Annotated in this window: 26 protein-coding genes; 13 read left to right on the top strand and 13 right to left on the bottom strand. The window is 73.2% G+C overall.

What is annotated here, in order from left to right:
• Positions 1–40 precede the first annotated feature (40 nt).
• On the top strand, positions 41–550 hold the full coding sequence (locus CLV70_RS15245; protein WP_106127136.1) for a SigE family RNA polymerase sigma factor: 510 nt from the start codon (positions 41–43) through the stop codon (positions 548–550).
• Positions 547–1,986, top strand: coding sequence for a WD40 repeat domain-containing protein (locus tag CLV70_RS15240; RefSeq protein WP_106127135.1), 1,440 nt, complete (start codon positions 547–549; stop codon positions 1,984–1,986). Before CLV70_RS15245 ends, CLV70_RS15240 begins: the two co-directional genes overlap by 4 nt.
• Here the strand turns inward: CLV70_RS15240 and CLV70_RS15235 are convergent.
• The 3 genes from CLV70_RS15235 to CLV70_RS15225 all read right to left on the bottom strand — a co-directional run bounded on the left by CLV70_RS15235 (position 1,983) and on the right by CLV70_RS15225 (position 5,416).
• Positions 1,983–3,323 carry an MFS transporter gene (locus tag CLV70_RS15235; protein ID WP_106127134.1) on the bottom strand — a complete coding sequence of 447 codons (1,341 nt, stop codon included), beginning with the start codon at positions 3,321–3,323 and terminating at the stop codon, positions 1,983–1,985. The two genes, CLV70_RS15240 and CLV70_RS15235, sit on opposite strands and share 4 nt — an antisense overlap.
• A gap of 70 nt (positions 3,324–3,393) precedes the next feature.
• Positions 3,394–3,837, bottom strand: a complete 444-nt coding sequence (locus CLV70_RS15230; protein WP_106127133.1) for a MarR family winged helix-turn-helix transcriptional regulator — start codon at positions 3,835–3,837, stop codon at positions 3,394–3,396.
• A 100-nt stretch (positions 3,838–3,937) separates the two neighbouring features.
• Positions 3,938–5,416 (bottom strand): NCS2 family permease, encoded by a 1,479-nt coding sequence (locus tag CLV70_RS15225; protein WP_106127132.1) that lies wholly within the window; start codon positions 5,414–5,416, stop codon positions 3,938–3,940.
• 371 nt (positions 5,417–5,787) lie between these two features.
• Here CLV70_RS15225 and CLV70_RS15220 point away from each other — a divergent pair, with 371 nt between their 5' ends.
• Positions 5,788–6,012, top strand: coding sequence for a DUF2530 domain-containing protein (locus CLV70_RS15220; RefSeq protein ID WP_106127285.1), 225 nt, complete (start codon positions 5,788–5,790; stop codon positions 6,010–6,012).
• 160 nt (positions 6,013–6,172) lie between these two features.
• On the opposite strand, the gene CLV70_RS15215 is transcribed toward CLV70_RS15220, so the two are convergent.
• The gene (locus tag CLV70_RS15215) at positions 6,173–7,015 is read right to left on the bottom strand and encodes a DUF3027 domain-containing protein (RefSeq protein ID WP_106127131.1); all 843 of its coding nucleotides are present in this window, start codon (positions 7,013–7,015) and stop codon (positions 6,173–6,175) included.
• A 210-nt stretch (positions 7,016–7,225) separates the two neighbouring features.
• On the opposite strand from CLV70_RS15215, the gene CLV70_RS15210 reads away from it, so the two are divergent.
• From CLV70_RS15210 to CLV70_RS15200, 3 genes are all read left to right on the top strand, one after another.
• Positions 7,226–9,061 (top strand): MFS transporter, encoded by a 1,836-nt coding sequence (locus CLV70_RS15210; protein ID WP_106127130.1) that lies wholly within the window; start codon positions 7,226–7,228, stop codon positions 9,059–9,061.
• Between the two features lie 245 nt (positions 9,062–9,306).
• Positions 9,307–9,969, top strand: coding sequence for a futalosine hydrolase (locus CLV70_RS15205; protein WP_245908236.1), 663 nt, complete (start codon positions 9,307–9,309; stop codon positions 9,967–9,969).
• A gap of 173 nt (positions 9,970–10,142) precedes the next feature.
• Positions 10,143–10,961, top strand: coding sequence for a 1,4-dihydroxy-6-naphtoate synthase (locus CLV70_RS15200; RefSeq protein ID WP_106127128.1), 819 nt, complete (start codon positions 10,143–10,145; stop codon positions 10,959–10,961).
• Positions 10,962–11,112: 151 nt separating this feature from the next.
• On the opposite strand, the gene CLV70_RS15195 is transcribed toward CLV70_RS15200, so the two are convergent.
• From CLV70_RS15195 to CLV70_RS15185, 3 genes are all read right to left on the bottom strand, one after another.
• The gene (locus CLV70_RS15195) at positions 11,113–11,499 is read right to left on the bottom strand and encodes a cold-shock protein (protein WP_106127127.1); all 387 of its coding nucleotides are present in this window, start codon (positions 11,497–11,499) and stop codon (positions 11,113–11,115) included.
• A gap of 61 nt (positions 11,500–11,560) precedes the next feature.
• Positions 11,561–12,190, bottom strand: coding sequence for an HAD family hydrolase (locus CLV70_RS15190; RefSeq protein ID WP_281260458.1), 630 nt, complete (start codon positions 12,188–12,190; stop codon positions 11,561–11,563).
• A complete protein-coding gene (locus tag CLV70_RS15185) occupies positions 12,187–12,396 on the bottom strand; it encodes a hypothetical protein (protein WP_106127126.1) in 210 nt (69 codons plus the stop codon). Before CLV70_RS15185 ends, CLV70_RS15190 begins: the two co-directional genes overlap by 4 nt.
• Before the next feature lie 84 nt (positions 12,397–12,480).
• Between CLV70_RS15185 and CLV70_RS15180 the strand changes: the two genes are divergently transcribed.
• On the top strand, positions 12,481–14,910 hold the full coding sequence (locus CLV70_RS15180; RefSeq protein ID WP_106127125.1) for a helicase-associated domain-containing protein: 2,430 nt from the start codon (positions 12,481–12,483) through the stop codon (positions 14,908–14,910).
• Between the two features lie 148 nt (positions 14,911–15,058).
• Complete coding sequence (locus CLV70_RS15175; RefSeq protein WP_106127124.1) at positions 15,059–16,720, top strand: DNA repair helicase XPB; 1,662 nt, start codon at positions 15,059–15,061, stop codon at positions 16,718–16,720.
• 63 nt (positions 16,721–16,783) lie between these two features.
• Here the strand turns inward: CLV70_RS15175 and CLV70_RS15170 are convergent, their stop codons facing one another.
• From CLV70_RS15170 to CLV70_RS15155, 4 genes are read right to left on the bottom strand one after another with little or no spacing between them, the layout of a single operon-like run.
• A complete protein-coding gene (locus CLV70_RS15170) occupies positions 16,784–17,860 on the bottom strand; it encodes an HAAS signaling domain-containing protein (protein WP_106127123.1) in 1,077 nt (358 codons plus the stop codon).
• Positions 17,857–18,198, bottom strand: coding sequence for a PadR family transcriptional regulator (locus CLV70_RS15165; protein WP_106127283.1), 342 nt, complete (start codon positions 18,196–18,198; stop codon positions 17,857–17,859). The genes CLV70_RS15170 and CLV70_RS15165 overlap by 4 nt, the downstream gene beginning before the upstream one ends.
• Positions 18,199–18,238: 40 nt before the next feature.
• Positions 18,239–19,141: a non-homologous end-joining DNA ligase gene (gene ligD, locus CLV70_RS15160; protein WP_106127122.1), complete on the bottom strand. Its 903-nt coding sequence runs from the start codon at positions 19,139–19,141 to the stop codon at positions 18,239–18,241.
• Positions 19,134–20,081: an ATP-dependent DNA ligase gene (locus tag CLV70_RS15155; protein WP_106127121.1), complete on the bottom strand. Its 948-nt coding sequence runs from the start codon at positions 20,079–20,081 to the stop codon at positions 19,134–19,136. Before CLV70_RS15155 ends, ligD begins: the two co-directional genes overlap by 8 nt.
• A gap of 93 nt (positions 20,082–20,174) precedes the next feature.
• Here CLV70_RS15155 and ku point away from each other — a divergent pair, with 93 nt between their 5' ends.
• The gene (gene ku, locus CLV70_RS15150) at positions 20,175–21,074 is read left to right on the top strand and encodes a non-homologous end joining protein Ku (protein WP_106127120.1); all 900 of its coding nucleotides are present in this window, start codon (positions 20,175–20,177) and stop codon (positions 21,072–21,074) included.
• 9 nt (positions 21,075–21,083) lie between these two features.
• Positions 21,084–21,572, top strand: a complete 489-nt coding sequence (locus tag CLV70_RS15145) for an NUDIX domain-containing protein (RefSeq protein ID WP_106127119.1) — start codon at positions 21,084–21,086, stop codon at positions 21,570–21,572.
• A gap of 180 nt (positions 21,573–21,752) precedes the next feature.
• Here CLV70_RS15145 and CLV70_RS15140 read toward each other — a convergent pair whose 3' ends face one another.
• The gene (locus CLV70_RS15140) at positions 21,753–22,886 is read right to left on the bottom strand and encodes a geranylgeranyl reductase family protein (RefSeq protein WP_106127282.1); all 1,134 of its coding nucleotides are present in this window, start codon (positions 22,884–22,886) and stop codon (positions 21,753–21,755) included.
• 64 nt (positions 22,887–22,950) lie between these two features.
• Between CLV70_RS15140 and CLV70_RS15135 the strand changes: the two genes are divergently transcribed.
• From CLV70_RS15135 to CLV70_RS15125, 3 genes are read left to right on the top strand one after another with little or no spacing between them, the layout of a single operon-like run.
• Complete coding sequence (locus CLV70_RS15135) at positions 22,951–23,517, top strand: sugar O-acetyltransferase (protein WP_106127118.1); 567 nt, start codon at positions 22,951–22,953, stop codon at positions 23,515–23,517.
• Positions 23,514–24,158: a TetR/AcrR family transcriptional regulator gene (locus tag CLV70_RS15130; RefSeq protein WP_106127117.1), complete on the top strand. Its 645-nt coding sequence runs from the start codon at positions 23,514–23,516 to the stop codon at positions 24,156–24,158. Before CLV70_RS15135 ends, CLV70_RS15130 begins: the two co-directional genes overlap by 4 nt.
• Positions 24,155–25,474, top strand: a complete 1,320-nt coding sequence (locus tag CLV70_RS15125; RefSeq protein ID WP_245908235.1) for an MFS transporter — start codon at positions 24,155–24,157, stop codon at positions 25,472–25,474. The genes CLV70_RS15130 and CLV70_RS15125 overlap by 4 nt, the downstream gene beginning before the upstream one ends.
• Before the next feature lie 4 nt (positions 25,475–25,478).
• Here CLV70_RS15125 and CLV70_RS15120 read toward each other — a convergent pair whose 3' ends face one another.
• Positions 25,479–26,063 carry a DinB family protein gene (locus tag CLV70_RS15120; RefSeq protein WP_106127116.1) on the bottom strand — a complete coding sequence of 195 codons (585 nt, stop codon included), beginning with the start codon at positions 26,061–26,063 and terminating at the stop codon, positions 25,479–25,481.
• Positions 26,064–26,073 lie beyond the last annotated feature (10 nt).

Raw genomic sequence — 26,073 nt, 5'->3', positions numbered from 1 at the left:
CGGACCCGTCTGCGGCGTGTAGGTGGGCAGGAGGTTGCGTGTGGATGCCGGTCAATTGTCGTTCGAGCAGTACGTGCGGGATCGGAAGGTGAGCCTGTCGCGGATCGCGTACCTGCTCACGGGCGATCATCACCTGGCCGAGGATCTCGTCCAGCAGACCTTGCTGAAGATGGCGGGCCGGTGGCGGCACGTGGTGGCCTCCGGCGATCCGGACCCGTACGTCCGCAAGGCGCTCTACCACGAGCACGTCTCCTGGTGGCGCAGGGCGCGACGAAGGGCTGAGGTGGCCGCGCCCGCGGTGGACCGGTCGATGCCCGACTCCACCGACCCGGTGGCCGTGGCGGTCGCCGTGCAGCAGGCGTTGGCCCGGCTGGCCCCGCGGCAGCGGGCGGCCCTGGTGCTGCGCTACTTCGAGGACCTCTCCGAGACGCAGACCGCCGAGGTCCTCGGATGCCGGGTGGGCACCGTCAAGAGCCAGGTCCGCGACGGGCTGGCGCGGCTGCGCGTCCTCGCTCCGGAGCTGGCCGACCTGTTGGAGGTGCAGTCGTGACCGAATCGCGGTTCGCCGAGGTACTGACGATCATCGCCGACGACGCCCGCCCGGCACGGCTTGCCCCCGACACCTGGCGACGGGGTGTGCGCCGCCGCCGGACGCGGATGGCCGCCGGGGTCCTGGCCGCGGTCGCCGTCGTGGCGGCCGTACCGCTGGTCCTCGGCGGCCACGGCGGGCAGAGCCCCACGCCTGCCGACTCGCCCCGGCCGGTGGTGCCGTCCACGGTGTATCCGCCGGTGACGGGCGAGGACACCGTCCTCGAGTCGCCGCCCGGCCCGGCCGCGATCCTCGTCGCCGGCGATCGCGAGCTGCGCGGCAGTGACATCTGGGGCTTCGAGGGCCGCAGCCTGCTGGTCGGCCGGAGCGGCGGTTACCGGCTGGCCCGCTCGGTCGGCGAGATGAGCGCCGGCACGGCGGACGGCCTGCTGCTCTCGCCGGACGGCCGGTACCTGGCCGGTGGGCTGTCGATGGAGGGCGTCGACTACCCGCCCGAGGGCGACCCGCAGACCGGGGTGCTCGACCTCACCACGGGAACCGTGCGCCAGTACGGCGGCGGCGACCCGATGGCCTGGTCGCCCGACGGCCGCTTCATCCTGGTACGGGGCTCGTCCGGAAACACCGATCACTCGCTGTACTCGATGCATCTGCTCGAAGTGGCCACGGGCCGGAAGCAGCCGTTGCCCCGCGCCGAGGGTGAGTTCCTCCCGGGCAACGTCGCCGCCTTCTCCCCGGACGGCAAGCGGCTCGCCGTGGCCACCACCACCGCGCTCCAGGTCTTCGATCTCGCCGGCAACACCCGGACCGAGATCACCGGCCTCACCGACCGGGACCGGCTGGCCGGCCCGGGTGCCTGGCTGCCGGACGGCCGGCGGATCGCGATGTACTCGATCACCGGCTGCGTCGACGGCACGGGCTGCGACGAAGCGGCTCTCCGGCAGCGGGAGTTCCGGGTCCGCTACCTCGACGCCGGCACCGGGCAACCGGCCGACGGGCCGCGCCTCGACCCCGCCCGCGGGCTGGCGGTCAGAATGCTCGGCTGGCAACGCGAGGGCTCCGCCGTGGTCGCCGTCCACTCCCCGGAACGGGGAGCCCGCCTCGACCCGGACGACGCGCCGTGGCTGGAGACCGATTACTGGACCGTCGGGGGCGTCGAACTGTCCGCCTTCGGGCCGGACGGCGGTCGGCGCCGGCTGGTCGACCTGCCCGGCGGCGCCGGCTTCGTCGACGTGCCGGCGGGCCTCCTCGACCAGTTCGGCGGGCCCGCACCGAACCGCGTGGAGGGCGCGGCACGCCGGGCCCTCGCCTGGCTCTGGCCCGTCGGCCAGGTGCTCGAACTGCTGGCCGTCCTCGCCGTCGCGACGCTGGTCCTGCGCATCCGCCACGTCCGGCGACGCGCCCGCCGCCGCGCCGCCGGCACAGCCCCGCTTCGCTAGGCGGCGACCTTGCGGGCCGGCATCCGGGCCGGCCCGCTCTCGTCCACGAGGGTGTCGTCCTCCGCGCCGGTCCGCACGAGGGTCAGCCGTGGTCTCGGACCTACCCGTACGCTCAGCCGGTCTCCGCTGGTGCGCAGCTGCCAGAGCAGGGCGACGACCGAAGCCACCAGGCACACGATGCCCGCCGCCCAGATGCTCGACGGCACCCCGAAGTGCTCACCCCACCAGCCGGCGAGCGAGGCGCCGACGGGGGTCGTGCCGAGGAAGACGAGCACGTAGAGGGCCATCACCCGGCCGCGGTAGCCGGCGTCGACACCCATCTGGACGCGGTGGTTGGCGGCCTGCGCGAGGTAGATGGAGAAGAAGCCGGTCGGCACCAGCAGGATCATCGCCACCAGGAAGGTGGGGGCGAAACCGACCGCGATCTCGAAGACGCTGAAGGCCAGCGCCGCGCCGAGCACCAGGTAGGCACCCGGCCGGCTGCGGCGCGCGCTCCCGGCCAGGGCCCCGCCCAGCGCGCCGACCGCCAGGGCCGTGGTCAGCAGCCCGAAGGAGGACGGGCCGGCGTGGAAATTGATCTTCGCGAGGGCCGCGAGGGTGACCGGGAAGTTGAAGCCGATCATGCCGATCGCCGCCATCAGCCCGATCGGCAGCAACAGGTCATGCCGCTTCCGGACGTACCTGAGGCCGTCCACAATCTTGGTTTCGCCGGACTTGGCGCGTTCCTCGGAGCGGTACAGCTCACCCGCGCGCATCCACCGGTAACTGAAGATCGGCGCGATGGACAGGGCGGTGGCGATGAGGAACACCGGGCCCGTGTCGAACAGGGCCAGGGCGATGCCGGCGAGGGCCGGGCCGCCGATCCGCGCGCTGTTGAACGCCGCCGCCGACAGGGCCAGCGCGTTGGGCAGCAGCGGCAGCTCGACCAGCTCGGAGACGAACGCCTGCCGCACCGGCGTCTCCACGGCGTTGGCCACGCCGAGCAGCAGCGCGAACATGAACACGTGCCAGAGCACGACGATGCCGCTCGCCACCAGGACGGCGAAGACGATCGCCGTGATCGCGAAGACCGCGTTGGCGACGATGAGCAGCTTGCGCTTGTCGTGGCGGTCGGCGAGCTTGCCGCCCCAGAGGGTCAGCAGGAGCACCGGCAGGAACTGCAGCGCGGTGACCACCCCGAGCGCGCCCGGGGAGTTGCCGGAGAGATCGAGCACCAGCCAGTCCTGCGCGGTGAACATCATCCACACGCCGATCAGCTTGATCAGCTGACCGGTCGCGAAGAACCGGTAGTTACGGACCTGCAGGGACCGGAATGTCGTGCTCAGCACTGCCCGCACTCGGGTTGCGCCTCCTTCTGGGTCGTACGCGTCATCACCGTGTGACGGAACGACAGGAGGCGGGGCCCGCTCAGGCCCGGGCGACCTGCTGGAGGATCCGCGCCGCCCGGGCGAGCGTGTCGCGTTCGTCCGGGGTGAGCTCGGCCAGCTGCTCGGCCAGCCACTCGTTGCGCGCCTTCTCGAACTGCGCGTACACGATCCGGCCCTGCTCGGTCGCGGCCAGGATGACCTGGCGGCGGTCGGTCGGGTGGGGCGTGCGCGCGACCAGGCCGCGCTCCTCGAGCTTGCCGACGATCTTGGTCATCGTCGGCGGCTGCACCCGCTCGGTGTCGGCGAGCTCCCGCGGCGTCAGCGCGCCGGCCAGCTGGAGGCTGGTCAGGGCGGAGAGCTGGCTGAACGTGAGATCGCCGACCGGGCGTTCCTGGCGCACCCGGCGGTTGAGCCGGGTGATCGACTCGCGCAGCGAGACGGCCAGTTGCTCGGCTGAACTGCGCTCCGCCACCGACCGCTCCATCACGTTACTTAGCCTAGCTAATGAGCTTGGCTAACGACATCTTCTCCGCCTATGACCGTAGTCACCGGGCACGGTAGCGCACCCGGTGACCACGACGACGTCAGAGCACGACCGATTCCAGCGGGCCGCGCAGGAAGTAGAGGACGAAGAGGGCTGCTACGCCGTACAGAAGCGGGTGAACTGCCCTGGCCTTGCCCACCGCGAGCTTGATCACGACGAACGAGACGATGCCCGCGCCGATGCCGTTCGAGATCGAGTACGTGAACGGCATCAGGGTGATCGCCAGGAACGCCGGGATCGCGATCTCGTAGTCGGTCCAGTCGATCTGCCGCACCGCCATCATCATCAGGAAGCCGACCACGACCAGCGCGGTCGACGCCGCCTCGAACGGCACGACCGTGACCAGCGGGGCCAGGAACATGGCGAGCAGGAAGAGCGTGCCGGTCACGAGGTTGGCCACGCCGGTACGCGCACCCTCCGCGACACCCGACGCGCTCTCGATGAACGAGGTGTTGCTCGAGACGCTCGCCGCACCGCCGGCCGCCGCCGCGACCGAGTCGACGAGCAGGATCTCCCGCGTCCGCGGCGGCATGCCCTCGGCGTCGAGCAGCCCGCCCTCCTGGCCGACGGCGACCATCGTGCCCATCGTGTCGAAGAAGTCCGTGATCAGCAGGGTGAAGACGAACATGAGCACGACCAGCCAGCCGGCCCGGCCCCACGAGTCCAGCACGTTGAACTTGCCCAGCAACGACAGGTCGGGCGTGTCCACGATCTTGTCCGGCAGCGTCGGCACGTTCAGCGACCAGCCGGCCGGGTTCGGCTTGCCGTCGACGAAGGACGGCCCGATCTTCCCGATCGCCTCGACGACGATGGCGAGCACCGTCGTGCCGAGGATGCCGATGAGGATCGCGCCCTTCACCCGGCGTACGAAAAGGACCAGCGTGAACAGCAGGCCCAGGCAGAAGACGAGCAGCGGCCAGCTGGTCAGCTTGCCGCCGATGCCCAGCTCCACCGGCACGGTGGTGCCCGCCGCGTCGGGGATACGCCGCACGAACCCGGCGTCCACCAGCCCGATGATCATCAGGAACAGGCCGATGCCGACCCCGATCGCCGTCTTGAGCTCGGTGGGCACGGCCCGGAACACCGCCGTACGCAGCCCGGTCAGCACCAGCACGGCGATCAGCACGCCCTCGATCACCACCAGGCCCATCGCATCGGCCCAGGTCATCTCGGGGGCGATCTCGTACGCGACCAGCGCGTTCACGCCGAGCCCGGCGGCGAGCGCCAACGGGAACCGCGCCACGACCCCCATGAGGATGGTCATGACGCCCGCCACCAGCGCCGTACCGGCCGCGAGTGCGGTGATCGGCAACTTCGCACCGGTGGCGTCCACACCGGCGGCGAGGATCAGCGGGTTGAGCACCACGATGTAGGCCATCGTGAAGAAGGTGGCGAACCCGCCCCGCACCTCCCGGCCGACGGTCGAGCCGCGCGCCGAGATCTGAAAGAAACGATCAAAACCATTCCCCGGGGTACGCCCGGACGGGCTGACATTCGCATCAGCGGAGGCAGTGGACATCGGAGCCCTTCCAGGGGGAATCGGCAGCAGGTGTTACGGGCATCGAATCAGACCACTGACCTCGGTAAAAGATCGGAACTGTTACAACCGTCACGAGCCCCCACCGAGGATCTCCCGGGACGTACCCTCATGACGTGGCCGACCTGTCCCCCACCCCGCACGCGCCCGGCACCGCGTCTCCGGACCCCGCGCCTCAGGGCGCCGCGTCCCCGGGCGCCGGGCCTCAGGGCGCCGGGCTTCCGGGCGCCGGGGCTCAGGGCGCCGGGCTTCCGGGCGCTGGGTCTCAGGGCGCCGGATCTCCGGAACGGCATGTGCCCGGGCTGGACGCGGTGGCCGGCACCAAGCCCCGGCCCGAACCGCTCGACCCGCCGATGGTCCCGTTCGCGCTCGCCGGCATCGCGGCCTTCGCCGTCGCGGGCGTGATCCTGCTCATCGCCGACGCGCCCGACGACTGGCTGTGGACCTGCCTGGCCGGCCTCCTCGCCGGCATCCCGGGCCTGATCACCATGCTCCGCCACGACGCCAACCGGCGCCGCCGCCGAGCCCTGAGCCACCCCGAGTTCACCGTCACCGACCCCGACCGCGACCCCGACTGACCGGCCCGACTGACCGGCCCCGGCCGCGGCCGCGTCCCGGTCCGCTTCATCCCCGCGCGGGCCGTCCCGACCCAGTCAGCCGCCCGCCCGGTCCGCGCCACGTGCTCCGTTCGGCCGCTGCACCTCGCCGGTCGCATACTCGTGCGCCCGGCGTGGGCTCTCAGCTGTGGCCGTAGTCCTCGGCGGGCTCCGTGGCCTCCACCGAGCCCGGGGCGCGGCTGACCGCCACCGCCTCGACCTCGCTGTCGTCGTACACGGTCGGAAGCTCCTCGACCGGCTGTTCGGGGGTGCCCACGAGCGCCTCGGAGTGGGCGCCGCAGCCGTGGTCGGCGCTGACCGCGCGGGCGTCGTCCGGGGCGTACAGGTTGCCGCAGACGCCGAACATCGCGCGCATGGACCCGGCCAGCGGCAGGTAGAACCCGCACGTGCCGCACCGGGCGGTGCGCGGCGCCGCGGTGGAGATCGGTGCCTCCGGGCCGGAGTCGCCGTCGTACCAGCGCTGAGCCGTCTCGATGCGGCCCTCGCGCGACATCACCCGCGGGCGGCCGAGGCCGGCCTCCCAGGCGGTTTCCTCGACGGCGGCGTCGTCGCTGAGCACGTAGCCCGGCGCGAGCCGCTCGTCGTCGGGGGCGGTCGGCATGAGGTCGCCCACGCCCAGGTCGCCCGGCTGCACCCGCTCGTTCCACGGCACCCAACCGGGGGCGAGCAGCGCGTCGGGCCCGGGCAGCAGCACGGTCTCGCAGACGGTGACGTGCCGGGAGCGCGGCACCCGGGTCACGGTGACCGCCCAGCGCCAGCCCTTGTAGCCGTCGAGGTGGCTCTCGAAGAAGTGGGTCACGAGCCGGTCGCCCTCGGCCACCGCCTCGAGATGCTCGCCGATGTCGGCGGCGTCCACATCGGTGATGGCACCCCGGGCCACACCGACCGCATCGGCACAGACCTGGTCGAGTCGAGCGGCACGGTTCGCGGCGGTCCTGGTCGTCACCGAGCCATTGTCCCCCACCGACCGGGCCCCGTGACAACGACTCCCCCAGATACGTCCGCGGGCCTCGCGCAGGGCCCGCTCGGCGGGGATGCCGAATCGTCTCCGCCGGCCGCCTGTGGCATCGGCGCCCACGGCGAGGCCCGCCAGCGCCGGGCGCGCGGCGTGTCCGGCGCATCTCACGGCCGGGGGGAGGCGACGCGGGTCGCCCCGATGCGACAGGATGGGACGATGCCGCTGCTTCCCACGATCGGACGCACCGTCGGCACCGGCGTCAAGGCGATGCGGATGCTGGTGCGAGGCGGGCTGCGCGGCAGCGCCTGGGCGACCCGGCGGGTGGGCAACGCCCGGGCCCGCGGCGCGGCCAACGAGATCGGCATGATCCGCCTCTTCGACCTCCACGCGATCTCCTGCGCCGGCGACACGCTGATCGCCATCGGCCTGGCCGGCACGATCTTCTTCAACGTGCCGCTGGGCGAGGCCCGCAGCAAGGTCGCCCTCTACCTGCTCATCACGATGGTGCCGTTCGCGCTGCTGGCCCCGGTGGTGGGACCGCTGCTGGACCATTTCCGCCACGGCCGCCGGTATGCGCTCGCCGTGACGATGCTCGGCCGGGCGTTCCTGGCGTACGTCATCTCGGACAATTTGCTCGGCTGGGGACTGTATCCGGCGGCTTTCGGGGTGCTCGCGCTCTCCCGGGCGTACGGTGTGGCCCGCTCCGCGGCAGTCCCCCGCCTGTTGCCGGACGGCGTGGGTCTCTCCCAGGTGGGCGCCCGCGCCAGCGTCTACGGCACCTTCGCGGGCGCGGTGGTCGCCCCCATCGGCCTGCTGGCGTTCAAGTTCGGTCCGCAATGGCCGCTGCGCGTCGCGTCGATCATCTTCCTGGTCGGCATGGTCATCTCCCTGCGCCTGCCGCCCCGCGCCGACTCGGACCCGCCGGAGGAGGTGCCGCGGCCGTTCCGCGCCATGCTGAGGCTGCGCCGCGGCCCGGACCGCCCGCTGTCCGGCAGCCTGGTCATCAACACGCTGATCGGCAGCGCCAGCTTCCGCTGCCTGTACGGCTTCCTCCTGCTCTACCTCGCGTTCGCCGTCAAAGCCGGCGGCCTGGGAACGGACTTCTTCGGCCGCGACATCGGCAGCCAGGGCGCGGTGGCCCTGGTCGGCGGCGCCCTGGCGGTCGGCACGTTCCTGGCCACCGCGGTCGGCACCCGCCTGCGCATCCGCCGCCCGGTGGCCCTCCAATCGAGCGGCCTGACCATCACGGCCGGCGTAGCGGTCCTCGCCGCCATCTTCTTCACCCTGCCGATGGTGGCCCTGCTCTCGCTGGTCGCCTCCGTCTTCAGCGGCATCTCGAAGCTCGCGGTCGACGCCAGCATCCAGGAACGCGTGCCGGAACGCCTGCGGGCCAGCGCCTTCGCCCACTCGGAAACCGTCCTGATGATCGCCTGGGTCGTCGGCGGCGCGGTCGGCATCATCCCCCTCGACGGCCGCATCGGCATCGCCGTGGCCGCGGCCTTCGCGGTGGCAGCGGCGGTACGCGGCACAATCGTGGCCGGCCGCCTGCACAAGGAACGCCTCCACGGACGCCCGGACGTAGCGGCAGCGGAACCCACCCCGCCCACCGAGGCCGAGAGCATCCCGACATCCCCGGCCCCCGCGGGCGCCGCCCTCCGACCCGGCACCACGGCCGCCGCCGGCCCCCCGGCAAACCCACCCGGACCGAGCCCGCTCGGGCCGACCCCTCCCGGGCCGAGCCCGCTCGGGCCGACCCCTCCCGGGCCACCGGCTCCTCCGGGCATCGGTTCGGCGGGCTCGCTGCCACCCGAGCCGCGCAAGCGCCGGCTCTTCTCCCGGCCCGGCGCCAAGTCCCAGGAGCCCGCACCGCCGCCGCCGGCGACCACGCCGCCTTCTCCCCCGTCCGCGAACGGCACGGCGGAAGTGACACCCCCGCCGACGCCGGGCAGCGCCCACGACGACGACCAGCTCGCACCGCCCGGGTTCCACATCTACCGCCCGTCCTCGGCCACGAACGGCAACGGCCCCCACCAGGACGAAGCAAAGCCATGACCCCGCCGGAGACCGAACCGGGCTCCCCGCCCCGCCCCGCCCCTACCCCGGCCGCCCTCCACCCCGCGCAGGCCCCAGCCTCCCCGCAGCCCGCAGCCTCCCCGCGCGCCGCGCAGGCCCTAGCCTCCCCGCAGCCTGCGCAGCCCCCGGCGGCCCCCAGCCCCGCGCACACCCCGGCCACCCCCAGTCCCGCGCACACCCCGGCCCGCCAGGGACTGCCGGCGCGGCCCACGGCCGAAGCGGGCTTGCCGACTCGCCCCGCCGAGGCCGGGCCGGGGCGGTTGCTCGTTGTCACCGCTGTCGAGGCGGAGGCCGAAGCGGTCCGGGCCGGCGCCGATCCCCTGACCGTCCACGTCGTACCGGTCGGGGTGGGTCCCGCCGCGGCTGCCGCCGGCACCGCCCGCCTGCTCGCCCTCGCCGAGGCGCGGGGTCACCCCTACCGGGCGGTGCTCAGCGCCGGCATCGCGGGTGGCTTCCCCGGGCGGGCCGAGGTGGGCGCGACCGTGCTCGGTGCCCGCAGCATCGCCGCCGATCTGGGGGCCGAGGCCCCCGGCGGTTTCCTGGCCGTCGAGGAACTCGGCTTCGGCAGCAGCGTCGCCGACGCCGACGCGGCCCTGCTCGCCACCCTCGCCTCCGCTCTGCCGCACGCCGTCGTCGGCGACGTGCTCACCCTCGCCACGGTGACCGGCACAGCGTCGACCGCGGCCGCCCTGAGCAGCCGTTTCCCCGCCGCCGTGGCCGAGGCGATGGAGGGCTTCGGCGTGGCGTGCGCCGCCCGGGACGCGGGTGTGCCGTTCGCCGAACTGCGCACGATCTCCAACCCGGTCGGCCCCCGCGACCGGGCCGCCTGGCGTCTCGCGGAAGCATTCTCCGCCCTCACCACGGCCACCGCGAAGGCCTGTGGATAACCCTGTGGACAGGAAGCTTGCCGAGCAGCGGATCGACACCGGCGAAGTCCCCGCGCCGCGCGCGGAACGATCACGGGCGCCGCGGGTTGCCCCGGTGTGGGGCAGGCAACGTGTGGCAATGCAGACACCGCCGCGAAGGGGTATCCCACCGCCGCCGTCGATACGGTGAGGGCGTGGCGCTTTCTCTGGCGGTTTCGCCCTGCCCCAACGACACCTTCGTCTTCCACGCCCTCGTGCACGGCCTGATCCCCGCTGCCGAGACGGTCGACCTCACGTTCGCGGACGTCGACGTGACCAACACCGCGGCCGAGCGCGGGGAGTTCGACCTGGTCAAGGTCAGCTACGCGGCGCTGCCCTGGCTGCTCGGCGACTACGAGCTGCTGCCGTGCGGCGGAGCGCTGGGCCGGGGTTGCGGCCCGCTGGTCCTCACCCGCGAGGGCCACGACGGCGACCTCAGCGGCGCCACGGTGGCCGTGCCCGGCGATCGCACCACGGCCTACCTGCTGTTCCGGCTCTGGTCGCAGGACAATCCGCCGGCGCGCATCGAGGTCGTGCCCTTCCACCAGATCATGCCGGGCGTGGCCGACGGCACGTTCGACGCCGGCCTGGTGATCCACGAGGCCCGGTTCACCTACCCCCGGTTCGGGCTGACCGCGCTGGCCGACCTCGGCGAGTGGTGGGAGTCGGACACCGGCCTGCCCATCCCGCTCGGCGCGATCCTGGCCCGCAAGGGCGCCGTCGACCCGCAGGAGGCGGCGGAGTGGATCCGCACCTCGGTGAGCATGGCCTGGGCCGACCCGGACGCGAGCCGCGAGTTCGTGCTGGCCAACGCCCAGGAGATGGAGCCGGACGTGGTCAAGCAGCACATCGAGCTCTACGTCAACGAGTTCACCCTGGACCTCGGCAAGGAGGGCCTCGCGGCGGCGGACGCCCTCCTCGGACGCGCGGCCGCGGCCGGCCTGACCCCGCCGGTCCCCAGCCTCCTGACCTGACAGACCGCCACCGGTGAACCCTCTTTCCACCTGACATCGAGCCCGACGCTGCCGCGCCGTCGACCGGCGGCGGGCACTGCCGGACTCGCCACGTGGACGAAGGTGCAATGACGACGAAGGCCGCCCGGAGGCGGCCTTCGTTTCGGCTACGTCAGACCTCGAGCTCGCGCGCCACCGCGTGCACGAGCTGGGCGATCTTCTGGGACGTCCGCTTGTCCGGATAGCGCCCGCGGCGCAGGTCGGGCTGGACCTTCGCCTCGAGCACCTTGATCATGTCTTCCACCATGCCGTGCAACTCGTCGGCTGGGCGGCGTCGGAGCTCGGCCACCGACGGCGGGGCGTCGAGCACCTTCACCCCCAGCGCCTGGGCGCCCTTACGGCTGTCGACCACGCCGAACTCGACCCGCTGACCGGCCCGGAGGTCGGCGACCCCGGACGGCAGGGCGCCCTTGGGCAGGAACACGTCCCCGCCCTCATCGCTGGTGACGAACCCGAACCCCTTCGCCGCGTCGTACCACTTCACTCGACCCGTGGGCACCGCTGACCTCAACTCACTCAATGGACTCAACTGCTCACGGCAAGGTTATCGACCGGCCGGGTCAGGTCCCAACCGTTATCTCCCGCAGCAGAACGGGCAGGCCGGTGAGGTCCGGCAACACGTGCGCCGCCCCCGCCCCGGCCAGCTCTTCCGCCGAGCAGGGGCCGGTGGCCACGCCGATGCCGGGAACTCCCGCGGTGCGGGCCGCGATCATGTCCGCCGTGTGGTCGCCGACGTACCAGCGCACGCCGTGCTCGGCGAGCGCCGCGGCCTTGCCCTCCGCGAAGAGGTCACCGGCCAGCTCGTCGTAGTCCAGGCCCAGGTGGGCGAGGTGGAGCTCCGCGAGCCGGCCGAGCTTCGATGTGACAACCACCACCCGGAGACCTTTTTCCCGTACGGCGGCCAGCGCGGCGACCGCCCCCGGCATGGGAACGGTCGGCGCGATGGCGTAGTCCGGGTACAGCGCCCGGTAGGTGTCGACCGCCTGCTCGACGTCCGCCTCGGGGAACCACTCGCGCAGCTCCGTCCGCAGCGGCGGCCCCAACCGGCTGACCGCCAGATCGGCGTCGACGTGCACCCCGGTGCGCTCGGTCAGCGCCAGGTAGGCCGCCCGGATGCCGGGCCGCGAGTCGATCAGGGTCATGTCCAGGTCGAACCCGACGGCCGGGCGCCCGCCCGCGCCGGGCCTCACGGGGTCGTGGTCGGGGTGTACGTCAGGCGCTCCACCGGCAGCGGGAAGGTCTGGTCGTCGCCGAACGGCGAAGGCGCCGCCGCACGGTCGCTGATCAGCTCGGAGACGGCCAGGTGCCCCTCCTTGATCGAGGACTGACGGCCCGGCTTCTGGGTGGCCGCCCCGGCCTCCACGGCCGTACCCGGCATCTTGTTGTCCGCCCCCACAGGTCACTCCCCTTGGTCGCTCTGTCAATCCGGTCACGGCCCGGACCCCCGCCAATCGTCCCACGGCGGCTAGCGTTGACGACGATGGCCACCGCATTCGCCGACCAGCTCCGGTCCCTGTCCGACGACGCCCTGGGCGCGCTGATCCAGCTGCGCCCCGATCTCGTCGTGCCCGTGCCGTCCGACGTCTCCGCCCTCGCCGTACGCGCCCAGTCCCGCGGCTCGGTGGCCCGGTGCCTGGACGGCCTGGACGAGTTCACCCTGGCCGTGCTCGACGCCGCGCGGCTGAGCCGGGCCGAGGATTCCGCGCTGACCTCGGTCGCCGCGATCCTGGCGCTGGCCCCGGCCGCCGACCCCGAGGACGTCCGGGTGGCCGTCGGGCGGCTGCGGGCCCGGTTCCTGCTGCACGGTCCCGAGGAGGCGCTGCAGGTGGTCGGTGCGGTCGACGAGGTGACGTCGCCGTACCCGGCGGGGCTGGGCCGTCCCGCCGACTACCTGGACGCTCAGGCGGCGGCGCTGTGTGCGGACAAGGCCAAGCTCCGCCGTACGGTATTGGCCGCTCCTCCGGGCGCAAGGGCCGTGCTGGACCGGCTCGCGGCCGGCCCGCCGGTCGGCACCCTCGGCTCGGGCGGCAGCGTCGCCGAGCCGGTGCGGTGGCTGATCGACAACCACATCCTGGTCCCGGTCTCCGACGCGGGGCGGGCTCCCCGGGCCGACGGCGAGCTGGTGGAGCTGCCGCGCGAGGTGGGGCTGCTGCTGCGCCGCGACTCGGGGCCGCTGGGTGCGCTCCGGCCGTTCCCGCCGGCCCCGGAAGGCCAGGTCCGCGACCCGAAGTCCGTCGACTCGGCGGGGGCCGGCCAGGTCATGGAGGCGGTGCGCACCACGGAGTCGCTGCTGGAGGCCCTGGCGGTCGAGCCCGCCGCCGTGCTCAAGACCGGGGGTCTCGGCGTACGCGACCTCAAGCGTCTCGCCCGCGCGGTCGGCCTGGAGGAGCCCGCCACGGCCCTGCTGCTGGAGGTGGCGCACGCCGCCGGCCTGCTCGGCGAGTCCGACGTCGCGGGCACCGGCCGGGGCGTGTCGACGAGCCGCGCGACCGGCACGGCCGACGAGATCTTCCTGCCCACCGGCACGTACGACCTGTGGCGGGCGTTGAGCACCGCCCAGCGCTGGTCGGCCCTGGCGACGGCGTGGCTGGCGATGACCCGCCAGCCCGGCCTGGTCGGGCAGCGCGACGACCGCGACCGCCCGATCAACGCGCTGGCACCGGACGCCGAACGGGCGGGCGCACCGCAGGCCCGGCGGGAGGTGCTGGCGGCGCTGGCCGGCATGCCCCCGGGCACCGCGCCGCGGGCGGACGACGTGCTGGCCCTGCTCGCCTGGCAGGCACCGCGCCGGGCCCGGGGCCGGGAGCAGGCGCATCGGGACGCCCTGACCGGCGCGGCGATGCTGGGCCTGACCGGGCTCGGGGCGCTCACGTCGTACGGAAGGCTCCTGGAGAGCGACGACGACGAACCCGGCGGCGATCCGCTGGGCACCGGTCCGGGCGGCGAACGCCTGCCCGGCGCCTCGGAGCCGGTCCGCGCGCTCGACGCGCTCCTGCCCGCCCCGGTCGACCACGTCCTCGTGCAGGCCGACCTGTCCGTGGTGGTGCCGGGCCCGCCCGAGCCCGAGCTGGCGGCCGAGCTGGACGTGGTGGCGGAGCTGGAGTCGGCGGGCGGTGCCAGCGTGCACCGGGTCACCGCGGCGAGCGTCCGGCGGGCCCTCGACGTCGGGTACGCCGCCACCGACCTGCACGCCCTCTTCCGCCGCCGATCCCGCACGCCGATCCCGCAGGCCCTCACCTATCTGATCGACGACGCGGCGCGCAAGCACGGCGGGCTGCGCGCGGGTTCGGCCGGCTCCTACGTGCGCAGCGACGACGAGGCGCTGGTCGCCGAGGTGCTCGCGGACAAGCGGCTGGGCCACGCGGCGCTGCGCCGGCTCGCCCCCACGGTGCTGGTCAGCCCCCTGCAACTGGCCCGGCTGCTGGGTTCGCTGCGGGACGCCGGGTTCGCCCCGGTCGCCGAGGACTCCGCGGGCGCCGCCGTCCTGTCCCGCCCCAAGGCCCGGCGGGCTCCCAGCCGTACCCCCGTCTCCGCCCGCCTCGCCGAGCCCGCCGGGCCGCTGCTGGCCGGCCCGCGACTGGCCGGGGTCGTGGAGCAGATCCGGCGCGGCGACATCGCCACCCGCGCGGCCCGGCGGGCACCCGTCACGGTGCGGGCCGCGAACGGTCAGAGTGTGCCCGGTCTCACATCGGTGCAGGCGCACACTCAGGCCATGGCGGTGCTGCAGCAGGCGGTGCGGGAGAAGGCGCGGGTCTGGGTCGGCTACGTGGACGCGCACGGTGCGACGCTGTCCCGGCTGGTCCGCCCGGTGTCGCTGAGCGCCGGCTACCTGCGCGCGGAGGACGAACGGACCGAGACGCTGCACACGTTCGCCCTGCACCGGGTCACCGCGGCCGTCCTGGAGGAATGATCGGGACCGCGCGCCCCCGTTTCCCCCGTCGCGCGCGGATCCTTCGCCGACCTCTGCGAAAGCGTGGCACGGCCGGTCAACCCTCCCCGGGTACGCCCGGAGCCGTGTCACACTGGAGGGTCTTTTTCGTTCGTGGAAGGGCACCTCGGTGAGCGGCGGACCCCTGATCGTGCAGTCCGACAAGACCCTGTTGCTGGAGGTCGACCACCCCGACGCCCAGGCCTGCCGGATGGCCATCGCGCCGTTCGCGGAGCTGGAGCGTTCACCCGAGCACGTGCACACCTACCGGCTGACGCCGCTCGGGCTGTGGAACGCCCGCGCCGCCGGCCACGACGCCGAGAGCGTCGTGGACTCTCTGATCAAGTTCTCCCGCTACCCGGTGCCGCACGCGCTGCTGGTCGACGTCGCCGACACCATGGATCGGTACGGCCGCCTCCAGCTCGCCAACGACCCGACGCACGGGCTCGTCCTGCGCGGGCTCGACAAGATCGTGCTGGTGGAGGTGGCGAAGAGCAAGAAGCTCGCGGGCATGCTCGGCGCCCGCATCGACGACGAGACGATCGTGGTGCACCCCTCCGAGCGTGGCCGGCTCAAGCAGGCGCTGCTCAAGCTGGGCTGGCCCGCCGAGGACCTCGCCGGGTACGTGGACGGCGAGGCGCACGAGATCGACCTGGCGGAGGACGGCTGGACGCTGCGGTCGTACCAGCAGGAGGCGGTCGACGGCTTCTGGGCCGGCGGTTCCGGCGTGGTGGTGCTGCCCTGCGGCGCCGGCAAGACGCTGGTCGGCGCCGCGGCGATGGCCACCGCGAAGGCGACGACGCTCATCCTGGTGACCAACACGGTCGCGGGCCGGCAGTGGAAGCGCGAGCTCGTCGCCCGCACGTCGCTGACCGAGGACGAGATCGGCGAGTATTCCGGCGAGCGCAAGGAGATCCGCCCGGTCACCATCGCGACGTACCAGGTGCTGACGTCCCGGCGCGGCGGCGCGTTCACCCACCTGGACCTGTTCGGCGCCCGCGACTGGGGCCTGGTCATCTACGACGAGGTGCACCTGCTCCCCGCGCCGATCTTCCGCTTCACCGCGGACCTGCAGGCCCGCCGCCGGCTCGGTCTGACCGCGACGCTGGTGCGCGAGGACGGCCGCGAGGGCGACGTCTTCTCGCTCATCGGCCCGAAGCGCTACGACGCGCCGTGGAAGGACATCGAGGCGCAGGGCTGGATCGCCCCGGCCGAGTGCACCGAGGTCCGGGTCACCCTCACGGACGCCGAGCGGATGACGTACGCCGTGACCGACGCCGAGGAGCGCTACCGGGTCGCGGCCACCGCCCGCACCAAGCTGCCCGTGGTCCGCGCGCTCGTGGAGAAGCACGCCGGCGAGCAGACGCTGGTCATCGGCGGCTACATCGACCAGCTGCACGAGCTGGGCGAATACCTCGACGCCCCGATCGTCCAGGGCTCCACGACCAACAAGGAACGCGAGCGGCTGTTCGACGAGTTCCGGGCCGGCACGCTGCGCACCCTGGTCATCTCGAAGGTCGGCAACTTCAGCATCGACCTGCCGGAGGCGGCGGTGGCGATCCAGGTGTCGGGCACGTTCGGCTCCCGCCAGGAGGAGGCCCAGCGCCTGGGCCGCGTCCTGCGCCCCAAGGCGGACGGTCGCCAGGCCCACTTCTACACGGTGGTCTCCCGCGACACGATCGACACCGAGTACGCGGCGCACCGCCAGCGGTTCCTGGCGGAGCAGGGCTACGCGTACACGATCGTCGACGCGGACGACGTGCTCGGCCCGCCCCTCCCGCAGATCGACTGACAGGGCGCGCTACCGCCTGCGGGCGTGGCTGTCACGCAGGCGGCGTGGTAGCCACGGCCGCGGCTACTCCGTCGCGGTGGCGGTCGGCAGCGGGGGCGTGGTGGGGGCCTCCGGCGTGGGCGGCTGGGTCGGCGGGGTGGTGACGCCGGGCGGCGGGACCGCGTCGGTGGTGTCCGCGACCGTGGGCTCGTCCGTCGCTTCCTGGCTGAAGGTCTGGACGGGAACGCCCACGGCGGGCGCCTCCTCCACCGAGCCGCTGCGCATCAGGAACGCGCCGCCGACGCAGCTGAGCGCGACCAGGAAGAAGAGCACGGCCACACCGGCGATCGCCGCGCGCAGCCAGCCCAGACTACTGCCGGATCGAGCGGGCGGCGGCGCGAGCGGCGGGCCCCCCACGTACGGCGGCTGGCCGAACGGCGGCACGCCCGAGGAGTATCCCGGCTGCGAGGACCCGGGGATCGCGCCGGCCGAGGCGCGTCCGGGGCCGCTGGGCGGGTAGGGCCCGGGCCGCTTCCGCAGCAGGTCGTCGGGGGGCGGGATCACCGCGGGCGAGGGCGGCGGCTGGTAGGCCTGCGGGGTGGGAGCGGGCGGCACCCAGGCCGGCGGCGCGGACCCCGGCGCCGCGACCGCCGCCACGGACGAGAACGGACCAGGCGAAGCCGGAGCCCCAGAAGCCGGGGCCCCAGAAGCCGGAGCAGCGGGAGCGGCCGGGTCGGAGGCGGCCACCATCGCCGCGACCTCGGACGTGTCGACGAAGGCCGTGCGCTCCGCCCGCCCGCTGAACCGCGACGACGCCGCGAACGTCACCGTCCCCGCGAACACCTGACCGCCGGACGCCGCCGCGACCGCATCCGGCATCGGGACCGCGCCCACCGACACCACCGGGACCGGCATCGTCGGCTCCGGGAGGCCGGCCTCCTCGTACGCCGCCGAGGCCACCACCTCGGGGGCGCCGAGCCGCTCCAGGACCTGGAGCAACTCCGTCTCGGAGGACACGCCGCTCTCGGCGCGCTCGTTGGCGATGTGTGCCTCCAGGTCGCCGAGCAACTCCCGGCGCTGCAGGACGGGCAGGCCCGAGAGCCGCTGCTCGACCTCGCGCAGGTACTCGGCGACGACTACGTCGAATCGGTCGCTGCTCATTCCCCACCGGTCCCCACGAGACGGTCGACAGTCTGTCGAAACGAAACCCATTCCGTACGGAAGTGCTCCAGCGCCGACCGGCCGCTGTCGGTCAGGGCGTAGTAGCGCCGCGGCGGCCCCGACGGCGACTCGCTCCATTTGCTATCGAGCCAGCCGACCCGGCGCAGCCGGGACAGCAACGGGTAGATGGTGCCTTCCGAGGCGGCGAGGTTGGTCTCGGCGCCGAAGCATCGCACGATCTCGGTGCCGTACCGGTCCTCGTGCTCGACCATGGCGAGGACGCAGAACTCCAAAGTGCCGCGTCTCAGGCCGGTCGACAGCTGCGCCACCTCTGCCATGCGGCACACGGTACCTTGCGTCGCAAGGTACCTCAAGACGTCAGGGCAGAGCCGGTCCGGGGCGCAGCAGATCCTCGAGCAGATCACCGTACGCATCGACGCGCTCGAGTACCTCCGCGGCGCCGAACTGCCGTGCGGGCTCGTCCCCGAGCGCCATCGCCGCCACTTCCTCCCAGGTCAGAGGCGTGGAAGCGGTCGGTTCCGCCAGGGCGCGCAGCGAGTACGGCGCCACCGTCGTCTTCGCCGCCGCGTTCTGGCTCCAGTCGATGAACACCTTGCCGGGCCGGATCGCACGGGCCATCTTCGCCGTGATCGAACCGGGCACCCGCGCGGACAACTCCTCCGCCACCCGCTTCGCGTAGCCGGACACCGCCTCCGAATCCTGCATACCGGAGATGGGTACGCACAGCTGCATGCCCTTCTTCCCGGACGTCTTCGGGTACGCGCTCAGCCCGTCCTCGCCGAGCCGATCCCGCATGAGCATCGCCACCGCGCAGCACTCCTGAAGCCCCGCCGGCGCGCCCGGGTCGAGGTCGACCACCATCAGGTCGGGGTGCTCGCCGATCCGCCACTGCGGGGTGTGCAGCTCCAGCGACGCCAGGTTGGCAACCCACACGAGCGTGGCCAGCTCGTCGACCACCACGAAGTCGATCGTCTCGCGCGCCTTCGTGGACCCCGGCACCGGCAGTGTCTCGAGGCGTACCCAGGAGGGGGTTCCGCCCGGCGCGTTCTTCTCGAAGAAGTGGGCACCGTCGACGCCGTTCGGGTAGCGGATCCGGGTCAGCGCCCGGCCGCGCAGGTGCGGCAGCAGCACCGGCGCGACCCGCGTGTAGTAGTCGACGACCTCGCCCTTGGTGAACCCCGCGGCCGGGTACATCAGCTTGTCCAGGTTCGACAACTCGAGGTCGCGGCCCTCGATCTGGACCGGGAATCGCTCAGGCATCGTCCTCCTCGGCACATTCCTCGGGCGACTTGTCCGGGCGCAGCCGCAGGAAGCGCGGGAACCGCAGCCGGCCGTCCGGCGTACGGTTGCCGTAGCGCACCTCGACCACCACATCCGGGCTTACCCAGTGCGCGCCGCGCGCATCCTCCCGGGGCACCGCCCCGGCGGCGAAGGGTGACTTGGCCGCCGCCAGCGGTGCGAGCACGGACAGCAGCTCACGCTCGGCCGCCGCGCCGATCCCGCCGCCGACCCGGCCCCGGAAGAGCAGCCCGCTGCCCGGTCCCGGCACCCCCACCAGCAGGCCGCCCAGCCGCCGCGCGCCCGACCGCCACCCGCCGATGACGTAGTCGCCGGTCCGGTCGAACTTCACCTTGACCCAGTCGGGCGAGCGGGCGCCGGGCACGTACGGCGTGTCGAGCCGCTTGGCGACCACGCCCTCCAGGTGGTTCTCCCGCGCGGCGGCCTCGGTGGCGGAACCGTCGGTGAAGGCGGGCGGCACCATCCACGGCCCGTCGCCCAGGTCCAGGCGCTCGAGGCGGGCGCGCCGCTCGGAATACGGGAGGTGGAGAAGCGGCTCACCCGCGTACCGGAGAAGGTCGAAGATCATGTAGGTGACCGGCAGCGTGACCGCCAGGCGCGCCGCCTTGCCGGGGTCGCGCACGTGCATGCGCTCGGCCAGGGCGGTGAAGGACGGCCGTCCCGCCGCGTCGAGGACGACCATCTCGCCGTCCAGCAGGGAGCCGGGTGGCAGCGACAGCGGCGCGATCTCCGGGTACGCGAGGGTCACGGACGTGCCGGAGCGGGCCCACAGCCGCGGGGGGCCGCCCGGGAACGAGGAGAGGACGCGGACGCCGTCCCACTTGAACTCGTAGCTCCAGCCCGCGCCGAGCGGGAGCGGCCCCGCCATCGCGAGCATCGGAGACAACGGCGCATCCGGCACCTGATCACCATAGGCAGGGACGAACACCTTACGCAGGCGTCTCAGTAATGCAATCCTTGATCGAGCAGCAGCTCACGGGGGTAGGAGGCGGCAATGCGGGCGATCTGGAAGGGCGCGGTCTCGTTCGGCCTGGTGTCGATCGCTGTCAAGCTGTACTCGGCCACCGAGGAGAAGGACATCCGCTTCCACCAGGTGCACCGCACCGACGGGGGCCGGATCAAGTACCAGCGCACGTGCTCCATCGACGGCGAGGTGGTCAGCTACGACGACATCGCCAAGGGGTACGACATCGGCGGCGGCGAGATGGTCATCCTGACCGACGAGGACTTCGCCGAGCTGCCGCTGACCACGTCCCGGGCGATCGACGTGCTGCAGTTCGTGCCGGCGGAGCAGATCGACCCGCTGCTGTTCGCGAAGGCGTACTACCTCGAGCCGGAGGGCCAGGCCGCCAAGCCGTACGTGCTCCTGCGCGACGCCCTCACCGAGGCCGACCGGGTCGCCATCGTCAAGATCGCGATCCGCCAGCGGGAGCAGCTCGCCACCCTCCGCGTCCACGACGACGTCCTGGTGCTCAACACGATGCTCTGGCCCGACGAGGTACGCACCCCCGACTTCGGTTTCCTGGACGACGACATCGAGACCCGCCCGGCCGAACTCGCCATGGCGTCCTCGCTGATCGACTCGATGGCCGGCAGCTTCAAGCCGGACGAGTTCACCGACAACTACCGGGCGGCGCTCCAGGAGGTCATCGACGCCAAGGTCGAGGGCCGCGAGGTCGTCGCGCCGGAGGAGGCCGAGGAGGCACCGGCCGCGGCGGTCGACCTGATGGCGGCGCTGAAGGCCTCCGTCGAGCGGGCGAAGAAGGCCCGCGGCGAGTCCGGCCCGTCCGCCCCGGCCGCTCCCGCGAAGAAGGCACCCGCCAAGAAGACCGCCGCCAAGACCGCGGCCAAGAAGGCCGCACCGGCGAAGAAGGCGACGAAGAAGGCGTCCTAGTCTTGTGGTGTGGCGTTGACGTGGGCTGAGTCTTATCTGGGTCGGGTACGCAGCAGTGTCGGGGACGCCGACACCCTGCTGTTCGTGGGAGCGCGGGGCGTGATCCTCGACGAACAGGGACGGCTCCTGCTGATCCAGCGCTCCGACAACCACCGCTGGGCCATCCCGGCCGGCGCGATGGAGCTCGGCGAGAGCATGGAGCAGTGCGCGATCCGCGAGGTGTGGGAGGAGACCGGCCTGCGCGCCACGTCCCTGACGCCGTTCGCGTTCCACAGCTCGGCCACGTACACCAACGAGTGGGGGCACTCGTACCAGCAGATCCTGATGTCCTTCCGGATCCACACCTGGGAGGGCGAACTGCAGAAGGTCACGGACGAGTCGGTCGACGCGGGCTTCTTCCCGGTGGACGCGCTGCCCGGGCCCCGCTCGCTGATCATCGAGGAGACGCTGGCGGACCTGGCGACCTTCGAGCGCACCGGCCGCCTGATCCTGAAGTAGCGCCCCGCCTCCCGCGCTGCTCTCCCCGGCGCGGCCGCTCTCTCAGGGCCGGCGCTCTCTCAGGGCCGGCGCTCTCTCAGGACCGGTCGCTCTCTCAGGGCCGCCGCTCTCTCAGGGCCGCCGCTCTCTCAGGGCCGCCGCTCTCTCAGGACCGGCGCTCTCTCAGGACCGGTCGCTCTCTCAGGGCCGGCCGCCGACCGCGGCCACGGCCAGGTGGATGGGCCTGCGGTGCAGCACCTCGGCCATCGACAGCTCGCCGCGGCAGAACGACTGGAACGCCCGCCAGCCCAGCGGCGTCCGCATCGCCGCGTGCACCAGCCGGGGGTGCCGGGAGAACACGTGCAGCAGCCGGCGGCCGGCCCGCATCTCGGGCACGAGCCGTTCCGCGACCAGCTGCTCGTACCCGGCGAGGTCCTCGGGCGTCCGGGCCCGCGCCGCGGCCTCTCCCGCCCAGGAGCCGGAGCGCAGTGCGTAGCTGATGCCCTCGCGGGTCCACGGCTCCAGCAGGCCGGCGGCGTCGCCGACCACGAGCACCCGCCCACGACGCAGCGGCGCGGCGGCATCACGGCAGCGGGTCAAGTGACCGGAGTCGCGCACCACCCGCCGGCCGGTCAGCCCGAGCTGCTCCACGAACCGCGAGAGGTATTGCTTCGTCTCGGCGCCTTTACCCTTCGCCATGATGACGCCCACGGTCAGTTCGTCGTCCTTCGGGAACACCCAGCCGTAGGACCCCGGCACGGGACCCCAATCGAGCAAGACCCGGCCCCGGTACGCGGCCCGGTCCTCGGCGGTGGCGGCCAGCTCGACCTCCAGCCCCAGATCCTGCTGCTCGAAGGTGACGCCGACGTAGCGAGAGGTGATCGCCGCGGACCCGTCGGCGCCGATCACCGTACGGGCAGTGATCACCGCTCCGTCCGCGAGCGTCACCCGCGCGGCGTCCGCGTCCTGGTCGACCGCGCGGACCTGGGCGTTCTGGCGTACGGTCGCCCCCGCGCCGACGGCGGCCCCGTACCAGGCGAGGTCGAAGTCGTCGCGCCGGACCATGGTCAGCAACGGCCGGCCCGCCCGCCGGGTGAACGCCCGGCGCCCCCGGTCCGTGAACGTGATCGCGTCCACCGCGTCCCGTGCGGGCACCGTGATCGCCGCGCCGGCGAGCGCCAGCGAGGTGCCGATCAGGCCGCCGCCGCAGGTCTTGTAGCGCGGGTGTTCCGCGCGTTCCAGCACGATCGTCCGTGCCCCGCCCGCGGCCGCCGCCCGCGCCGCCGCCAGACCGCCCGGACCTCCGCCGACCACGGCCACGTCCCATTCCGCCACCACCAGCGGAGTCTATCCAGCGCCGGTGTGTACAGGCGTACACATAGTATGTACGCTCGTACACATGACGGAGCCGAGCATGCGCGACCGGATGCTCGCCGGCGAGCTCTACATCGCCGACGACCCCGAGCTGTTCCGGGACATGGAGCGCGCCACCGCGCTCAGACACCGGCACAACACCATGGATCCCACCGACGGGCCGGGCCGGCGTGCCGTGCTGACCGAGCTGCTGGGCGCGTTCGGCGAGGACAGCGAGCTCCGCCCGCCGTTCTACTGCGACTACGGCTACCAGACGTTCATCGGCGCCCGCACCTTCGCCAACTTCGGCCTGCTCTGCCTCGACGTCGCCCGCATCACCATCGGCGACGACGTCCAGATCGGCCCGAACGTGCAGCTCCTCACCCCGACCCACCCGGTTGCCGCGGGCCCCCGCCGCGCCAAGTGGGAGGCGGCCCGCCCGATCACCATCGCCGACAACGTCTGGCTGGGCGGCGGCGCGATAGTGCTCCCGGGCGTGACAATCGGCGAGAACACCGTCGTCGGCGCGGGCTCCGTCGTGACCCGCGACCTCCCGGCGAACGTGGTAGCGGTCGGCAACCCGGCCCGCATCGTCCGCGAGGTGGAGCCATGACCCGCCCGGCGGGCCCGCTCCCCGCCGCTTCTCCCCCGGTTGCGGCGCGCCCGGCCGTGCCCGCCCCGGCGCGGTCGGCCCGGCGGCACGATCCCGAGCGCAAGTCCCGGATCGTCGACGTCACCGTGGAGATCATCGCCGAGCACGGCCTCGCCGGCACCACCCACCGGCGCATCGCGGCGGCTGCCGACGTACCCCTGGGGTCGCTGACCTATCACTTCGACGGCCTGAACGACCTGCTGGCCCAGGCCTTCCGCCGGCACGCGGACCGCATGTCCCGCTCCTACGCGGCGGCGTTCGCCCAGGTACGCACCCGCGCCGAGTTCATCGAGGCCGTGACGGACCTGATCCACAGCGACGCCGACGCGGATTCCCACGACTGGGCCGTGGCCTACGAGCTCTACCTCGCCGCCCTGCGCGACCCGGCGCTGCGCGAGGTCACCGAGTCCTGGATGCGCACCAGCCGCGCCGTCCTCGAACGCTTCACCGACCCCACCACGGCCCGCGGCGTCGACGCCCTGATCGAGGGCCTCGTGATGCACAAGGTCCTGGCCACCACCTCCGGGGCGACCCGGCGCGAGACCCACGCCCTCATCGACCGCCTCGTCCCTCCGGCGCCACCCCTTGGAGCACACCCGTGACCGTCCTCGCCCCCGCTCCCCCGGTACGCGCCGCCGGCCGCGCCGTCTACGTGGCCTTCATCGGCGCCGGCTTCGCCATGGCCTCGTGGGCCACCCGCATCCCCCAGGTGCGCGACGGCCTCGACCTGACCCCGTCGCGGCTCGGCCTCGTGCTGCTGGCGATCGCCACCGGATCCATCGTGTCGCTGGTGCTGGCCGGTTCGATGGTGTCCCGCTTCGGCTCCCGGCGCACCGTGACGGCGATGGCGGCCCTGCTCACGCTCGCGCTGGTCATCGTCGGGCTGGGTTATCCGTACGGCGTCCCGCCCGTGCTCGTGGGCCTGTTCTTCTTCGGCTTCGCCAACGGGGCCTGGGACGTGGCGATGAACGTCCAGGGCGCCGTGGTGGAACGCCGGCTGGGCCGCGCGATCATGCCCCGCTTCCACGCCGGCTACAGCGTCGGCACGGTCGCCGGCGCCCTCACCGGAGCGGCAGCCGTGGCCCTGCACCTCCCGGTGACCGCCCACCTGATCGCCTCGGCCGTGCTCGTAACCGCCATCGTGATCGTCTCGGTACGCTCCTTCGTCAGCGACGACGCCGAGCCCTCTCCCCCCGCCCCCACCCCGCACGAACCCGGCCCCACCCCGCACGAACCCGGCCCCACCCCGCACGCCGCCCCGGCCGACCCCGACCCCGCGCCGGACGGCGGTCTCCGGCGCACGCTGGCCACCTGGCGCGAGCCCCGCACCCTGCTCATCGGCCTGTTCGTCCTCGCCTTCGCCTTCGCCGAGGGCGCCGGCATCGACTGGATCAGCGTCGCCATGATCGACGGCCACGGCGTCACGGCGACCACGGGCACGCTCGGCTTCGCGCTCTTCCTCTCCGCCATGACGCTGGGCCGCTGGTTCGGCCCCGGCCTGCTCGACCGCTACGGACGTGTCGCCGTGGTGCGCGCGCTGGCTGCCCTCAGCCTGACCGGCCTGCTCATCTTCGTCTTCGGCCCGAACACGGCGACGGCCTTCGCCGGGGCGCTGGTGTGGGGCCTGGGCGCGTCCCTCGGCTTCCCGGTCGGCATGAGCGCCGCCGCGGACGACCCGACCCGGGCGGCCCCGCGCGTGAGCGTCGTCGCGTCGATCGGCTACTGCGCCTTCCTCGGCGGCCCGCCGCTCGTCGGCTTCCTCGGCGATCACATCACCGTCCTCAAGGCCCTGACCGCGGTGGCCGTCCTCCTCGCCGTAGCCATGGCCGTAGCCGGCGCCATCCGCCCCCTGCCGGACACCACCGCCCCGTCACCCGCCCCCGCCGACGAACCGACCCCGGCAACCACCCACGCCTGACCCCTCACCTCACCACCAGCCGATCGTCGCGGGAGCGGGCGCCCGTGGCGCGGTACAGGTCGCGCAGCGTCCCGATCTCGCCCCCGTGGTGGAACGTCTCCCGGTTGAGGTGCAGCACCAGCATGGCCATCGGCTCCTCGGCGAAGAACACTCCCCGAGGCCCGAGCGGTCGCAGCAGGCCCTCCTCGTCCAGCCCCGCGACCCCGTCCCGCCACCACCGGTACGACGACTCGAGCAGCTCCACCGCCCCGGCCGCCGTGCCGGGCAGCGAGGCGGGCCAGTGCCGGGGGTCGAACATCGTGGCGTCCGCCGGCACCCGGCCGTCGCCGAAGAACGTGCTCGCCCGGGTGTGGAAGACGCCCACGGCGATGTGGAGGATGCGCCAGGCGATGGTCGTCACCGGCGGCGGACTGGGCTCGGGCTCCGCGCCGTCGAGCCGGTAGTCGCCGTCCGGCCCCGGGCGCAGCGACCAGCAGCCCTCGACGGGTTCCCAGAAGAACTCCTCGTCCGTCAGCCCCTCGAGGCGGGGACGCAGGCTCGTCTCCCAGTAGAAGTCCAGTTGCGTCGTCAATGCCCGTACCCAATCCATGGGTACGGTC

It is taken from the genome of Pseudosporangium ferrugineum, assembly GCF_003002065.1.
GTDB lineage: Bacteria > Actinomycetota > Actinomycetes > Mycobacteriales > Micromonosporaceae > Actinoplanes > Actinoplanes ferrugineus_A.
The sequence above is the reverse complement of the archived record's forward strand: the minus strand, read 5'-3'. Positions and strand labels throughout refer to the sequence as shown.

Bases quoted from the DNA above. Each gene is read 5' to 3' on its own strand.
- CLV70_RS15230 (WP_106127133.1), bottom strand. From the start codon at position 3,837: ATGGAGCGGTCGGTGGCGGAGCGCAGTTCAGCCGAGCAACTGGCCGTC.
- CLV70_RS15225 (WP_106127132.1), bottom strand. From the start codon at position 5,416: ATGTCCACTGCCTCCGCTGATGCGAATGTCAGCCCGTCCGGGCGTACC.
- CLV70_RS15220 (WP_106127285.1), top strand. From the start codon at position 5,788: ATGGTCCCGTTCGCGCTCGCCGGCATCGCGGCCTTCGCCGTCGCGGGC.
- CLV70_RS15210 (WP_106127130.1), top strand. From the start codon at position 7,226: ATGCCGCTGCTTCCCACGATCGGACGCACCGTCGGCACCGGCGTCAAG.
- CLV70_RS15180 (WP_106127125.1), top strand. From the start codon at position 12,481: ATGGCCACCGCATTCGCCGACCAGCTCCGGTCCCTGTCCGACGACGCC.
- CLV70_RS15170 (WP_106127123.1), bottom strand. From the start codon at position 17,860: ATGAGCAGCGACCGATTCGACGTAGTCGTCGCCGAGTACCTGCGCGAG.
- CLV70_RS15165 (WP_106127283.1), bottom strand. From the start codon at position 18,198: ATGGCAGAGGTGGCGCAGCTGTCGACCGGCCTGAGACGCGGCACTTTG.
- ligD (WP_106127122.1), bottom strand. From the start codon at position 19,141: ATGCCTGAGCGATTCCCGGTCCAGATCGAGGGCCGCGACCTCGAGTTG.
- ku (WP_106127120.1), top strand. From the start codon at position 20,175: ATGCGGGCGATCTGGAAGGGCGCGGTCTCGTTCGGCCTGGTGTCGATC.
- CLV70_RS15135 (WP_106127118.1), top strand. From the start codon at position 22,951: ATGACGGAGCCGAGCATGCGCGACCGGATGCTCGCCGGCGAGCTCTAC.
- CLV70_RS15130 (WP_106127117.1), top strand. From the start codon at position 23,514: ATGACCCGCCCGGCGGGCCCGCTCCCCGCCGCTTCTCCCCCGGTTGCG.
- CLV70_RS15120 (WP_106127116.1), bottom strand. From the start codon at position 26,063: ATGGATTGGGTACGGGCATTGACGACGCAACTGGACTTCTACTGGGAG.